At 68.8% G+C, this 14,738-nt stretch carries 11 protein-coding genes; 7 read left to right on the top strand and 4 right to left on the bottom strand.

From position 1 onward, the window contains the following. The first annotated feature begins 56 nt into the window (after nt 1-56). The 3 genes from FU260_RS03470 to FU260_RS03480 are packed head-to-tail and all read left to right on the top strand — an operon-like array spanning nt 57 to nt 8,222. Nucleotides 57-2,843, top strand: a complete 2,787-nt coding sequence (locus FU260_RS03470; protein WP_147915796.1) for a DUF1156 domain-containing protein — start codon at nt 57-59, stop codon at nt 2,841-2,843. A gap of 20 nt (nt 2,844-2,863) precedes the next feature. Next, nucleotides 2,864-4,819: a DUF262 domain-containing protein gene (locus tag FU260_RS03475; RefSeq protein WP_147915797.1), complete on the top strand. Its 1,956-nt coding sequence runs from the start codon at nt 2,864-2,866 to the stop codon at nt 4,817-4,819. Between the two features lies 1 nt (nt 4,820). Further along, nucleotides 4,821-8,222 (top strand): DUF499 domain-containing protein, encoded by a 3,402-nt coding sequence (locus FU260_RS03480; protein ID WP_187368407.1) that lies wholly within the window; start codon nt 4,821-4,823, stop codon nt 8,220-8,222. Between the two features lie 97 nt (nt 8,223-8,319). Here the strand turns inward: FU260_RS03480 and FU260_RS03485 are convergent, their stop codons facing one another. Both FU260_RS03485 and FU260_RS03490 read right to left on the bottom strand, forming a co-directional pair. Next, on the bottom strand, nt 8,320-9,051 hold the full coding sequence (locus tag FU260_RS03485; RefSeq protein WP_147915798.1) for a glycerophosphodiester phosphodiesterase: 732 nt from the start codon (nt 9,049-9,051) through the stop codon (nt 8,320-8,322). Between the two features lie 219 nt (nt 9,052-9,270). Continuing rightward, entirely contained in the window at nt 9,271-9,942 is a 672-nt protein-coding gene (locus FU260_RS03490) for a trimeric intracellular cation channel family protein (protein WP_147915799.1), read from the bottom strand. 132 nt (nt 9,943-10,074) lie between these two features. Between FU260_RS03490 and FU260_RS03495 the strand changes: the two genes are divergently transcribed. Further along, entirely contained in the window at nt 10,075-10,686 is a 612-nt protein-coding gene (locus FU260_RS03495; RefSeq protein ID WP_235912381.1) for a GNAT family N-acetyltransferase, read from the top strand. Nucleotides 10,687-10,712: 26 nt separating this feature from the next. On the opposite strand, the gene FU260_RS03500 is transcribed toward FU260_RS03495, so the two are convergent. Beyond that, nucleotides 10,713-11,027 carry a histone-like nucleoid-structuring protein Lsr2 gene (locus FU260_RS03500; RefSeq protein ID WP_147915800.1) on the bottom strand — a complete coding sequence of 105 codons (315 nt, stop codon included), beginning with the start codon at nt 11,025-11,027 and terminating at the stop codon, nt 10,713-10,715. A gap of 112 nt (nt 11,028-11,139) precedes the next feature. On the opposite strand from FU260_RS03500, the gene FU260_RS03505 reads away from it, so the two are divergent. The 3 genes from FU260_RS03505 to FU260_RS03515 all read left to right on the top strand — a co-directional run bounded on the left by FU260_RS03505 (nt 11,140) and on the right by FU260_RS03515 (nt 13,210). Then, complete coding sequence (locus FU260_RS03505; RefSeq protein WP_147915801.1) at nt 11,140-11,784, top strand: hypothetical protein; 645 nt, start codon at nt 11,140-11,142, stop codon at nt 11,782-11,784. Then, the gene (locus tag FU260_RS03510) at nt 11,781-12,488 is read left to right on the top strand and encodes a hypothetical protein (protein WP_147915802.1); all 708 of its coding nucleotides are present in this window, start codon (nt 11,781-11,783) and stop codon (nt 12,486-12,488) included. Before FU260_RS03505 ends, FU260_RS03510 begins: the two co-directional genes overlap by 4 nt. Nucleotides 12,489-12,703: 215 nt before the next feature. Continuing rightward, entirely contained in the window at nt 12,704-13,210 is a 507-nt protein-coding gene (locus tag FU260_RS03515) for a hypothetical protein (protein WP_147915803.1), read from the top strand. On the opposite strand, the gene FU260_RS03520 is transcribed toward FU260_RS03515, so the two are convergent. Continuing rightward, a complete protein-coding gene (locus FU260_RS03520) occupies nt 13,119-14,717 on the bottom strand; it encodes a hypothetical protein (RefSeq protein ID WP_147915804.1) in 1,599 nt (532 codons plus the stop codon). The two genes, FU260_RS03515 and FU260_RS03520, sit on opposite strands and share 92 nt — an antisense overlap. Between the last annotated feature and the right edge of the window lie 21 nt (nt 14,718-14,738).

Consider the following 14,738-nt stretch of genomic DNA (forward strand, 5'->3'; position numbering starts at 1 on the left):
AGGCGTTCGTGCGCGCATCGAAGCCCAATACATTGGGTGTTGAAGGAGTAGTACGGGTGGAGCCGAAGCGGAAATTGATCGAGGTCGCACTACCGCTGGAGGTGATCAACGCCGAGTCGGCTCGGGAGAAGTCGATCCGGCATGGGCACCCCTCCACACTGCACCTGTGGTGGGCGCGGCGCCCCCTTGCGGCAGCCCGCGCCGTGCTGTTCGCTCAGCTCGTCGACGACCCGTCCGCTCACCCGGACCGTTTCCCCACCGCAGAGGAGCAGCAGGTTGAGCGGAACCGGCTCCACGACATCATCGAGCGGTTGGTGGTCTGGGAGAACGTCAGGGATGAGAAGCTGCTTGCCGAGGCACGGGACGAGATCATGGCGTCCACTCGCGGGAACCCGCCACCGATCTTGGATCCGTTCGCTGGCGGCGGCACGATTCCGTTGGAGGCACAGCGTCTTGGCCTGGAGGCGCACGCCTCGGACCTGAATTCGGTCGCTGTGCTGATCAACAAGGCGCTGATCGAGATCCCGCCCCGGTTCCGGGACCAGGCACCCGTGTCACCGGGGTTGGCCGACTCCGAGATCCGCACCTGGCGCGGCGCCGAAGGTCTCGCGGCTGACGTGCGCGCCTACGGCGAGTGGATGCGCGAGGAGGCCGAGCGCCGCATCGGTCACCTGTATCCGAAGGCGAACGTCGACGGGAAGCCGGCGACCGTTATCGCCTGGATCTGGGCCAGGACCGTCACCTGCCCGAACCCGGCCTGCCGGATCGAGATGCCGCTGGTCCGATCCTGGTGGCTCGGCAAGAAGAAGGGCAAGGAGGCCTACGTCGTCCCCGAGGTCGTCGGCGACCCCGATCACCCGAGCGGGCGGCGGATGGCGTACCGGATCGGGCACGATGCGAGCGGTCCGGTCAGCGACGGTACGGTCGGACGTCAGGGCGCCGAGTGCGTTGCGTGTAGCACTGGCGTCTCGCTGGAGTACATCCGCGAGGAAGGCAGAGCCGGCCGGATCGGTGCCCAACTCATGGCGACAGTTGCCGAGGGGAACCGGCGGCGGGTGTACCTCGAACCCGATGCCAAGCATGCTGCCGCCGCCGAGGTGGAAAAGCCGGTGGATGTGCCAGATGGCGAGCTTCCGATGGAGGCTCTTGGTTTCCGCGTGCAGAACTATGGGTTGACACGATGGGTGGACCTCTTCACCAATCGCCAGCTCGTGGCGCTCACCACCTTCAGCGACATGGTCGCCGAGGCCCGAGAACGTGTGGTCGCCGATGCGGTCACGGCGGGGATGTCGCGTGGGGAACGCTTCACCGATGGTGGCACCGGCGCAGAGGCCTACGGTGACGCGGTGGCGACCTACCTGGGGTTGGGCGTGAGTCGGCTGGCAGATATCGCGAACGGGCTTGCGCGGTGGGAAAACACCAGGGAACAGATCCGCAACCTCTTCAGCCGGCAGGTGATTCCGATGATATGGGACTTCGCCGAGACCACGCCTTTCGGGACGGCAGCCGGTTCCTACGAGGTCAGCCTGGGAAGCCTTTGCAAGGCGATCCGCGATACTGGCGGGCCGGCTTCTATCACGAAACAGGCTGACGCATCGGCCCGCTCCTACGCGGGCGCCCTCATCTCCACCGATCCGCCTTACTACGACAATGTCCCTTATGCGGATCTGTCCGACTTCTTCTACGTCTGGCAGCGCCGAACGCTCCAAGACGTTCACCCGGACCTCTTTCGCACGCTGCTCGTGCCTAAAGCTGAGGAACTCGTCGCCGAGCCGTTCAGACACGGGGGTAAGGATGGGGCTAAGTCGTTCTTCGAGGATGGATTCCGGAGCGTGTTCGCCCGCGCGCGTGAGGCGGCGCTGCCCGACTATCCGATCACCGTCTACTACGCCTTCAAGCAGTCCGACACGAACGCTGAAGGCACCTCGTCATCAGGTTGGGAGACCCTGCTCGAGGGCATGATCCGTTCCGGTTGGGCGATCACCGCTACGTGGCCGGTGCGAAGTGAATTGTCCAATCGCATGCGTGGCCAAGGAGCCAACGCGTTGGCGTCCTCCATCGTCCTCGCCCTCCGCCCGCGTCCGGAGGATGCCCCTGCGACGGATCGACGCGGTTTCATCACCGACCTGCAGGACGAGTTGCCGCAAGCCCTCCGGGAGCTGCAGCACGGACGCATCGCCGCCGTCGACCTGCCGCAAGCGGCGATCGGCCCCGGGATGGCGGTCTTCTCCCGCTACTCCGCGGTCCACGAACCGGACGGCTCACCTATGACCGTCCGCTCCGCCCTGGCACGGATCAACGAGATCCTCGACCAGGTGCTCAACGAGCAGGAGGGCGACTTCGACGCCGCCACCCGGTTCGCCATCGCCTGGTACCGCGCCCACGGCTACTCAACGGGGCAGTTTGGCGACGCCGACAACATGGCCCGCTCCCGGAACACTGCCGTCGCCACCCTCGACCGCGGCGGCATCCTCACCAGCCGCGCCGGCAAGGTCACCCTCCTCAGACCCGACGACCTGCCCGCCGAGTATGACGTGGCCGGTGATGACCACACCGGCACGTGGGAAGCAGCGCATCACCTCATCCGGCTACTCAGCACCGAGGGAATCCCCGCCGCCGGCGCCTTCCTCGCCGCTGCCCGCAACCGTCCGGACGGCGCCGTCGAGGATGACCAGGTGAAGGAGCTCGCCTACCTGCTCTTCCACATCGCCGAGCAACATGGCCGCACCGGCGACGCCCTCGCCTTCAACACCCTCGTCACCTCCTGGGGAGACATCCTTGACGCCGCGAGAAGCGCTGGCCCGGCCTACGCCCAGTCCGCCATGGACCTCACCGACATCTGATTCCCAGGGGGAGAACACCGATGGGTTTCCAGACCCCGCAGAACCCGCTCAAGGACCTGATCAGCAAGATCCGGCGCGGCAGAATCCAACTTCCCGACTTCCAGCGCGGCTATGTCTGGGACGACGAACGGATCCGTTCCCTGCTGGTGACCATCCTCCAGGGGCACCCGCTCGGGGTGATCATGACCCTGGAGACCGGCAACGAGAACGTCCGCTTCAAACCCAGCCCGATCGAGGGCTCCGGCATCGCCCCGGACACAGTCGAACCCGAACTGCTCGTACTCGACGGTCAGCAGCGGCTCACCTCCCTGTGTCAGGCGCTCACGGGACCTGTCGCCACGGTGAACGCCAACGGCAAGCAGGTCGATCGTCGCTACTACCTCGACCTCACCCGGGCCCTGAACGCCCCCGATGACCTGGACGCCGCCGTCCGTTCCCTGCCCGCGGACGGCAAGCTGAAGGAGAACTTCGACCGTGACGTCGTCCTTGACGTCTCCACCCGGGAGAACCAGATCGCCGAAGGGCTCTTCCCGCTGAGCCTTACCTACGCCGACGAAGGCACCGACTGGCTCTGGGACTACCCCGACTCCACCGCCGCGCGCACCGTCCTCAACACGCTGATCAGACCGGCGCAGGGCTATCAGATTCCCTCGATCCAGCTCGACCGCTCCACGAGCAAAGCGGCTGTGACGACCGTTTTCGAGAAGGTCAATCAAGGCGGAATGAAGCTCACCGTCTTCGAGCTCCTGACCGCAAAGTTCGCCGGCGATCCCGACTACTTCCGCGAGTACGGTCGCGACTTCCGACTCAAGTCCGACTGGGACGAGACCGCCGCCGTGATCCGCCACCACCCGGTGCTCGAGGGTGTCGGGTCGACCGAGTTCCTGCAGGCCGTCACGCTGCTGGCATCCCTGCGCTCCGACGGTGCGACCACGGCTCGCAAGGAAGACGTGCTCGACCTCGAGCTCTCCGACTACCTCACGTGGGCGCCGCGCGTACGCGGGGCTCTGCCGTGGGTGGCGGCCTTCCTCGAGGACCAGCACATCCACAGCGGGCGTGACGTTCCCTATCCCACCCAGATCGTCTCCCTCGCCACGGTGCGCGTGGTGCTGGGGGAGGACATGGACGTGCACGGGGTGCGCCGTCGGCTTGCGCACTGGTACTGGTGCGGCGTGCTGGGGGAGCTGTACTCCTCTAGCACGGAGACCCGGTTCGCCCGCGACCTCGAACAGGTGCCCGAATGGGCGCGCGACCTCGACGGCGCCACCGCGGCACGCCCGCGCACGGTCGAGGACGCGAACTTCGTCGAGTCGCGGCTACTCTCCCTGCGCACCCGCAACGCTGCCGCCTACAAGGGGATCTATGCGCTCCTGATGGCGCAGGACACCCGCGACTGGCTGTTCAACCAGCCGTTCGACCGGGCCCACTACCGCGACCTGGCCGTGGATATCCACCACATTTTCCCCAAGGCGTGGTGCCTGAAGAACGACATCGACCCGGCGCTGCGGGAGAGCATCGTCAACAAGACGCCGCTCGCGCGCAAGACCAACCAGGCCGTCGGTGGAGTGTCTCCGGCCGTCTACATGCCGCGGCTGTACGGGCGAGTCGGCATCCCACCCGAGGACCTGGACGCGATCGTCGCTGCGCACCAGATTGACGTCGCAGCCCTGCGGGCCGGTGACTTCACCACCTTCTTCACCCACCGCCGGGAAGCGCTCTTGCAACTGATCGAGACTGCGATGGGCAAACGGGCCGCACGGGACCTCGACGACGACGAACTGCTCGGCGGGAGCGAGGCTCCCGACCTATACGCGGCCGAGCCCGACGACCCTGAGGATGGCGTCGACGAGCCGGACGAGGCGGGCCCGCCCCGCGATGCCCGTCCGCCCGACTACGCCGGCTGGCACGACGGCCCGGCACAGCCAGTCACACCGGCGTCCGTCACCGCCGATAGATCGAACATGGGAGGCAACTGACATGGCCACGTCCAACCGCGACCGCATCGGGAAGATGTTCGACTTGCTCTCCCCGAACCTGGAGGCCTTCATTCACCGCGCTGTCGGCTCCGAGCTGACCGCCGGGACCACCTGGGTGGATCTCGTCCGCCTGCGCGACCAGGACAAGGGCAACAAGGGTAAGGAGTACGCGGCAGAGGACCCGTACCTGCAGCTGCGCTTCATCACTCAGGGCATCGCGAACCAGGTCAAGCGCGGCTGGTGGCCGTTCAGCAAGCTTCTCTCCCGAGTGGAGGAGAGCCATGCGAGTGAGTTGTTCGGAGTACGCAACGACTGGGCACACGGGAAGTCATTCACCGACGACGACGCCTACCGAGCTCTTGACACCGCGGAGCGGTTCACCCGTGCCATCGGCGCACCCAAGGCTGCCGATGAGGTCCGCGACTTGCGGCTCAGTCTGCGCCGCGTGACCGCCGAGAAGGACGACCGGCGCAGCATCCGCAGCTCGGTGGTCAGCCCGGAGGTCTCCGGTCGCCGACCCTGGCGGGAAGTGCTGCCGCCGCACGAGGACGTCGCCACCGGCAACTTCCAGGCAGCCCAGTTTGCCGCCGACCTCTACCAGGTAGCCACCAACACTGAGGCGAACGCCGCCTATGCCGACCCGGTCGAGTTCTTCTCCCGCACCTACCTCACCGAGGGCTTGCAGGATCTCGTCGGCCGAGCCGTCCGGCGCCTGGCCGGAGACCAGAATGCTTCCCCGGTGGTGAACCTGCAGACCAACTTCGGTGGTGGCAAGACCCACTCGATGCTCGCTCTCTGGCACCTCGCAGCCGGGCGACCAGCCGCCGACTACCCCCAGGACGTTCAGGAGCTGCTCGCGCAGCACGGATACGACGCCACCACCGATGTGCGGCGGGTGGCCCTGGTCGGTCAGCACCTCGCCGTCTCCGGACAGGTGAAGGAGGACGGCACCCGCGTCAACACCCTCTGGGGCGAGCTCGCCTGGCAGCTCGGCGGTCGGGACGCCTACGAGATCGTCCGCGCCAGCGACGAAGCGAGCACCGCCCCCGGGGAAGCCCTGCATCGGTTACTGCGCAGCCACGCACCGGCGCTGATCCTGATCGACGAATGGGTCGCCTACGCCCGCCAGCTCATCAGCCCCGAGACCCAGGCTGGCGGGGCGTTCGACACCCAGTTCACCTTCGCCCAATCCCTGACCGAAGCGGCGGCCGCGATCCCCGGGCTGTTCCTGGCCATCTCCATCCCTGCCTCCCACCAGAGCGAGTCGGCCGGCGCCGTCGTCGGTAACGAAGAAGAGGTAGGCGGAGCACACGGCCAGGAGGCGCTGCGCCGCTTGCAGAACGTGGTGCGCCGGGTCGCCGACCAGTGGCGGCCAGCGTCCTCCAACGAGGCATATCACATCGTGCGGCAGCGGCTGTTCGTACAACCGGACGCCCAAGCGCTCGCCGAGATCCGGTCCGTGGCGCGCCAGTTCGGCGAGATGTACCGGGCCAACCCGGGCGACTTCCCCACGGATGCCCGCGATAGTGAGTACGAGGCCCGGATTCGGCAGACCTACCCGATCCATCCGGAACTGTTCGACCGGCTGTATGAGGACTGGTCGTCCCTAGAGCGGTTCCAGCGCACCCGTGGTGTGCTGCGGCTGCTGAACGTAGTGATCCACGCGCTCTGGGTAGGTGAGGATGCCTCTCCGCTGATTCTTCCCGGGTCCGTGCCGCTGGCCGCCGGGGACGTGAACTCCGAGCTCACCCAGTACCTGCCGGATTCGTGGAAGGCGGTCATCGACGCCGATGTGGACGGGCCGCAGTCCGAACCCGCCCGGATCGATGCCGGGCGGCCGGTGTTCGGGCAGCGGTCGGTGACCAAGCGGCTCGCTCGCACCGTGTTCATCGGCTCCGCACCCCGGCTCGGTAGTGCGCAGAAGGGGATCGAGACCACCAGGGTGTTCCTCGGCACGGCAGTCCCCGGCGATGTGACCGGCAACTTCCACTCCGCGCTCGCGGCGCTTGGCGACCGGGCCACCTACTTTTACTCCGGTGCCGGGAAATTCTGGTATGACCTGCAGGCGAACATCTCTCGCCGCGCGAAGGACCACGCCGAACGCCTACATGACGAAGAGGTTTGGGCCGAGATCCAGCGGCTCCTCAAGGACCAGTCGATGCAGCGGGGCGATTTCGCCGGCGTGCACGTGTGCCCGGAGGAGAACGCTGACATCCCGGATACCGATGAAGCCCGGCTGGTGATCCTGCACCCCCAGTACGCGCACAAGCGCGACGACCAGGACTCCACCGCTCGCGCGTTCGCCCGCCAGGCCGCCGAACGCCGCGGCTCGGCCGCCCGCACCTACCGGAACATGGTGGTGTTCCTCGCCGCCGACTCCGGCCGCATGACTGAGCTGAACGCCGCGGTGCGTGAGTTCCTCGGCTGGAGCGAGGTGGCCGACCACGCCACTGACCTCGATCTGACTGAGAACCAGAAGAACCAGGCGATCGAGCGGCGACGGCAGGCCGGGGAGACCGCCCGATCGCGACTACTGAACACCTACCAGTGGGCGCTGCTGCCTACTGAGCGGGAGGCCGGCACGGGGTTCCGCATCTCCGAGCGAAAAGTGGAGGGCTCGGCTGACTCGCTCGCCGAACGAGTGACCCGGCGGCTCGGCAACGACGGTGAACTGAACACCCGGCAGGCGGCGGTGAACATCCGCCGTCAACTGGATCGGATCCCTCAACTGTGGGCGGCCGGGCACGTGAGCGTCGGGGAGCTCTGGGCGGCGTTCGCCAGCTACCCGTACCTGAGCCGGTTGCGAGACCAGCAGGTGCTCGGGCAGGGAGTGACCGACCACCTCGTCACCTGGGACCGGGACGGATTCGCGCTCGCCGAGGCATGGGACGAATCAACCGAGCGATATGGAGGCCTGTGGCTGCCTGACGACGCAAGTTCCGCTCCTATGGTCACGGCCAGCACACTCGTGGTCCAGTCGGAGCGGGCGCGTGCCCAGCGGGAGAAGGATCAGGCCGAGGAGGCCGAGCGCCGTTCCCGCGCCGACCAGGGCGGAACAGCCACGGTGCCCGCAGGGAGAGGTGAGCCAGACGGTGGAACTCAGGGGACGCCGTCGCCCGCTGGGGCGAACCCCGTGGGCGGGACGGCTGTGCCACCTACGGAGCCAGCCCCGAAGACCAGGTTCTTCGGCTCGCGCGAGCTGCGGCCCGATGCGCTCGGACTCGACTTCAGGAAGGTGCACGACGAGGTACTTGCCCATCTCGCGCAGCCGGGAGTGCAGCTCACCGTGCGCATCGACGTTGAGGCCATCAAGAGCGAGGGGTTCGATGCCGGCCAGGTGCGGACCGTCTCGGAGAACGCCCGCACCTTGAAATTCGACCAGTCCGGGTTCGAGGAGGCGTGAGCCCTACCCGGCTTCCCGGGTCGTCCTGTCAGAGGTGCGCCATAGCGCACGTCTGACATGACGACCGCGGGTGGGGGTGGGTGGGTGGTGTGGGGCGTCAGGATTGGGCGGCCAGCCAGCCGCGGAGGCGGTCTGGGCGGTCGGTGATGATGCCGTCCACCCCGGCGGCCACCAGTGCGGCCCAGTCGGCCGGCTCGTTCGCGGTCCACGGGTAGGTCTTCAGGCCAGCCTCGTGCATCCGCTGCACCGACGCCGGGTCCTCGATCACGCTGCGCAGGTTCGGGTTGCACGCGACCAGGCCCAGGTCGCGGCAGATCGCGATGGTCTCGGCGTCGCCTGCCCGCGCCAGCCCGCCGCAGGGAATCGTCGGGGCGAGTTCGCGCAGGGTGCGCACCGTCTCCAGGTCGAAGCTCTGCACGATGGTGCGGTCGGCCACCGCCGTGGCGGCCAGTGCATCGAGCAGGTCACCGGCGGGGCCGGGCGCCCAGGTGCCCTTGAACTCCAGCAGCAACCCCACCTCCGGGAATCGGCCGAGCAGCTCAAGCACGTGCGCAAACATCGGCACCGCGGCACCGGCGTACGCCGGGTCCAGCCAGCCCCCGGCTTCCAGACGCGCCACCTCGGCAGTGTCCAGCGCGTTCACCGGACCGGCGGCATCGGTGGTGCGGTCCACCAAGTCGTCGTGGATCACCACCCCGGCGCCGTCGCGGCCCACCTGCACATCGATCTCGATCATGTCTGCACCGGCGAAGCCGGCGGCGGCAAGGGCGGGCAGGGTGTTTTCCGGGGCCACCGAGGAGTTCCCCCGGTGGGCGATCACGAGCGTCATGGCAGCGGGTTCCTTCGTGCTGATCGAGTACTGTCTTCAGGCTAACCGGCCGGTGGTGCGGGCCACCGCTTGCGCGCACCGGTGCACCAACCTTTCAGCCACTGTTTACCGGGCCGCCCCCGCGCCACCACCATCGGCCCGCTGACCGAGTTTCCGGTCATGCACAGTCCAGCTGCCGCACACCTGCGCGTTTGCGAGCACTCGATTCCTGCGGCGCCGTCAGGACTTCTTCCGCCGGGGCAGGATCCGGCGGAACGAGGGCCGCGGCGGCCGCCACCCGGTACCCGCCGGCAGCACCCAGCCCCGGTACCGGGCGAGCAGACACAGCCCCGCACCGACCGCCGTCGCCACGAAGCTGGCGAGAGTGGACAGCCCGAGCCCGGTGAGCAGCACAGCCACCCCGGCCGCGGCCAGTGCACAGGTGGCATACAGCGTGCTGCCACCCAGGATGGTGGGAATGCGGCGCAGCACCATGTCCCGGACGAATCCGCCGCCTACCGCGGTCACCATCCCCAGGATGATCGCGGCGAGGGGGCCCAAGCCTACTGCGAGCGTTTTCTGCGCACCGACCACCGCCCAGACCCCGAGGGCGAGCGCGTCGATCGGCGGGTACGCCCGGTCCCACGCCCGCCCCTCCAGCCGGATCGAGAACGCGATCGCCGCCCCCACCAGCGCCGTGAACACGTAGGCGTTGTCCGTGAACGCCACCGGCGGCCCAGCCTGCAGCAATGTGTCCCGGATGATGCCGCCGCCCAGGCCGGAAAGTACTGCCAGCACGGCGAAGCCGATCGGATCGAGCCGGTGCTCGCGGGCCACGACGCCACCGAGGATCGCGTTGAAGAACACACCGGACAGGTCCAGCCAACGGATCACCGCTTCCGGATCGAGCACGCCTGCACCTCCTGGTTCCACCGCCCAGCCGCGTCAAGCGTGCCAGACCAGGCCCGCCACCGCCGTCGGAATCTTGGCCCGGCATCAGCACACTCCTTGGCAATTGCCGCCGAGCAGGGCAGTCTGAGGAAGGTGAGCGCTGCCGCCGACCAGGTCAGCTACACCATCGTGCCCGCGAACGAGGCACCCTGGGCGGACCTGCAGCAGGTGGTCGGCTCCTGCGCGAGCGCGGGCCGCTGCCAGTGCCAGCGCTACAAGCTGGCCCGTGGTGAGTCCTTCGCCCGCCTCGGCCCCGAGGAGCTCAGCCACCGGTTGCGCGCCGAAACCGACCCGGGTCGACCGGACGCCCCAAGCACCACCGGCCTGCTCGCCTATGCCGGCACCGAGCCGGTGGGTTGGTGCGCCCTCGAGCCGCGCACTGCCTACCCGGGCCTGCTCCGGGTGGCGAAGGTGCCCTGGGCGGGCCGGACCGAGAACAAGGCCGACGACGGCGTGTGGGCCGTGACCTGTTTCGTCACCCGGGCAGGATTCCGCCGGCGCGGGGTGGCCGGCGCGCTCGCGCGGGCGGCGGTCGAGCACGCTCGGCGGCGTGGAGCGCATGCGCTCGAGGGATACCCGATCGTCACCACGGCGGTGATCAGCGAGGAGCTGCACGTCGGGCTGGTGGGCATGTTCGAGGCTGCCGGGTTCCGGCAGGTGAGCACGCCGACGCTGCGCCGCGCCGTGATGCGGATCGACTTCTGAGCGGTGAGGTCCGGGCAGCGGAGCGGCTAGTTCCCGGCCGCGCGGTACTGCTCGACCACCCGGTCCGGGATCCGCCCGCGCGCGGGCACCTCGATATCGTTCACTCGGGCCCATTCGCGTACTGCCCGGGCATCGACCGGAGTGGCCCCGCCGGCGGAGCCCGCACGATGGACTCGCCGCGCGGCGGCGGCGAACGGCGCCATCGCACCGACGAGCTTGTCTCGGTTGGCCGAGTTCAGGTCGATCTCGTAGATGGAGTCCTCGAGCGCGAACCGCACCGTGTGCTGCGCGGGCGTGCCGTCGAGGTCATCGCTGAGCTCGACGATGGTCTTGGTTGCCAAAGGGGGCTCCCTCACTGTTGTCCGGTGCCTCTATTCTATGCAGCGGTTGGCAGAATTCGGGTCCGTGCTCGGTACGCTGCTGCCACGAGGACGTTCAGCCCCGGAGAGGCCAGTGACCAACCAGCTCGATGTGCCACCCACGCTGTGGGCTGCGGTGCGCAGTGCCGGCCGCGGGTTGGTGCGTACCTGGCCGCGCCGGATCGTGCTGGGTGTACTGGTGCTGGTACCGGCCCTGGTGGCGGCTCTGGGCGGATTCCGCACCGTCGAGCTACCTCCGCCGCCGCAGCTCGCCGCGGGGGAGTCCTTCGATCTCGGGCCTGCTGTGGTGCGAGCCGAATCGTTCTTCGTCTCCGACCGGGTGCTCACCAGTTTCCTGCCGGACGAGGCGCAGGCCTGGGTCGGGGTGATCGTCGATCTGGACCTGGGCGTCGACGACGAGTGGCGGGTTCCCGATGAAGTGTTCACTATCGAGGGGGTCGCAGACGGCGGCTACGAGCACGCGGTGCTCACCTCGGACGACTCGCTGCTGGACACGCTCAAACCTGGCGTCCCGCAGCAGGTGGCAGTGCTGTTCCCGGTCAGCGATCCCGACTCGGTGGGCGACACGGTGCAGTTCGGGCTGACCGCCCTGTATGAGATGCGGTCCTTCTTCGAGGGCACGATGCGCTGGTGGGTCGAGGAGGAGGTCTCCGCCTACGTCGACGTGCCCCGCGACGACGAGGTGCCGCCGGCCCTGGTGGAGGAGGAGGACTCGTGACGGCCGGCCCGGCGCGCTTCCCCGACCCGCACGAGAGGCACGCCCCCGATGTGCCGGCCGATCCCGGCGCGGAACTGGCGGCCGGCGGAGCGCGGCAGGCACCGGTGGCGATGGTGCAACGGCGGCGGACCCGGCGTGGGGCGTGGCTGACTGCTGCTGTCCTGGTGGTGCTGCTCGCGATCGGGGTGGTGGTGGACGATCTCGCCGAGGAGGACAACCCGCACACCGGCCACGCGGTGAGCTTCGCGATCGGGGAGGACGTCACCCTGCGCAACTTCCAGGTGCATGTGCACGAGGCACAGCTGGCCGAGGAACTGGTCGGGGACGAGACCGTGCTGGTCACCGAGGGGATGTGGGTGGTCCTCGACCTGTCCTATGCCACGGTCAATGATCCGGAGGTCCTCAGCGACCTGGGCATCCGCGACTCCCAGGGACGCACCTACAGCCTCAGCTCCCGCTACATCTCGAGTACCTGGGAGGCGAGCCCGGATACCTGGTTCCGCGGCGAAGTGGTGTTCGAAGTGGCGCGGGATTCGGCCGACTCCGGCGAACTCACCCTGTTCGTGTGGCCGGACGGACGCAGCAACGCCGAGACCTACCCGATGTCCTACGGCGTCGCCGAGCTTCCCGTGGACCCCGCCGCGATAGCGACCGATCCGATCCAGGTAGCGGAGTCCGAGATCGTGCCGGCAGGCGAGCGATGACCGAACCGGACCGGGCACACACGCCGGGGGCCGCGCCGTCGCCGTATCCTGCGCCGGATGCCGAACGGCAGCCGGCCCCGATCCTGCCTGAGCCGTCCCCTCGGCCAGGGCCGAGGCCCGTGGACCCGGCGACGCTCCCGCCGCCTCGTGCCGAGCACCGGGTGGCCGCACCACCGCCACCGAGCCACCTCCCTCCCCGCAGCAGGAAGCGGACGATGGCGCTCGTACTGGCCGGCATCCTGGTCACCGGTGCGCTCGGCTGGCACGCCTCGGAGGATGCGCGGGAGAACTGGTGGTCCGGCCAACCGCACGAACCGGTCGGCGCGGGCGAGGAGCTGCGAGGGATCACCATCACCGCCGCCGAGGTGACTGCCCTGGACGCCGTGGAGACCTGGGACGGTCCGTGGCCGATCCCGGAGGGGTTCCAGCTCTGGGAGGTCAGCCTCGCCGTGCAGACCAACCAGCAGGAGATCACCACCACCACGGTGTACCTGGAGGACACCGACGGCCGGCGGTTCGCTGCGGGCTCGAACGTGCCGTGGAGTGTCGACGGCTACGAGAGCTACCTCACCGTGGACGAGCCCGAGGCCGATGACGATCCGCTGCCGGAGGTGCAGCGGATGATGGTGCTCACCCCGGCGGACGCGGTGCCGGCGGCGGTTCGGGTGGAGGGGTCGTACGAGCTGAATCCGCAGTATTTCCGTCTTCCGGTGGAGGGCTGACCTCGGGTCCGGGTGCCGGGCTAGCCTCGGCCTGCGGTGCCGGGCTGGCCTCGGGTCCGGGTGCCGGGCTAGCCTCGGCCTGCGGTGCCGGACGAGCCTCGACCGGCGCGGCACCAGGGCCGTGCGCGGCAGCAGGGGTGTGCGCAGCAACAGAAGCCTGCGCGTCCGCTTGCGCCGCGGGCCGCTTCTTCCGGCGCCGGCGCTGCACCAGGCGCAGCCCGGTCGGGGCGCCGAAGCGGTGCAACAGCCGGTCCGAGGCGGCAGCGAGCAGAGCGGCACTGAGCACCAGGGTGAGTACCTCGGCGGCGGAGCTGATGGTCACCTCCCAGGCGCGCCAGCCGGTCATGTCCAGACCGGGCAGCAGGGCTCGCGCCACCCCCCATACGAGATAGGGCACCAGGGTGATGAGCACATAGAGCAGGCAGTACACGCTGATCAGCGCCCACCCGGCCCGGGAGATCATCCCGATCGCCCCCACCAGCATCCCGAACCGACCCTTCGGCTCGGTGATCCGCAGCCAGGAGCGGAGCACCCGCGGATCCTGCACCGTGGCCGCCACCCGCGTCATCAGCGGCCGCTGGGCACCGGGAAGTCCATCCAGAGTGACGACGTCCCGGGCCCGGATGCCGTAGATCAGCACGCCCACCAGCAGCCAGGCCAGCGGCACCACCAGCATCGTGCCGACCGCGCCGATCACCGCATCGACACCGGAGACGAACGCGCCGACACCCTCCGCCAGCGCGGGCAGCTGCACGGACACGCCCTGCCACCAGGTGTCCACCCCGTGCACCACCGCTCTGGTCCGCCACCAGCCGGCGAGTCCGCTCACCAGGTAGGTCACCACGAACGCGCCGAGCACGATCCAGACCAGCTCGCAGTAGCCGGCCACTACCTGCAGCGCCATCCGGCGCGGATCTTCCTGGTCCCGCCAGAGCGAGTCCCGCTCCGCGAGTCGCTCGGCGATCACCCGCAGCACCAGCGCTACGGCCACGATCGAGAGAACCACCAGCGACGTCGCCTCCGGGATCCGCGGCGTACCGGTCAGATTCTCGATCCCGAGCCGGTCCACGTCGTCCCAGAATCCGGCCAGCATGTAGGAGCGCATGTCCTCGGTGAGCCCACCACCACGGCCGCTCTGGTACACCACCAGGAACGGCAGCAGCACTCCGCCGAGGGCGGCGATCAGGTCCCTGCCGACCGTGCGCGATTGCACTCTGCGGCGCAGCACCAGCAGCATCCCGATCAGGGTGAGCAGAGTGGAGAACGGCACCAGGGCGAGCCCGAGCAGCCCCGGTACCGCACCGAACCGGCCGAGGATGATCGCGAGCTCGCTCAGGTACGCATGGGCCGCCACCCCGGCGATCGCGATCACCAGCAGCGCCAGCCACTGCATCCGCAGCAGCCGGAGCACAGAACCCACCACCGCCCGTGACTCCGCCCAGAGGGTCACCGCGCTCAGCGGTTGCGGGCGCGCGGGAACTCGCTGCCCCGCGCCGAGAGTGCTCATGCCGCCCAAGGATAGTGACGT

Origin of the sequence: Ruania zhangjianzhongii, from assembly GCF_008000995.1 — a bacterium.
In the GTDB taxonomy this organism is placed as follows: domain Bacteria; phylum Actinomycetota; class Actinomycetes; order Actinomycetales; family Beutenbergiaceae; genus Ruania; species Ruania zhangjianzhongii.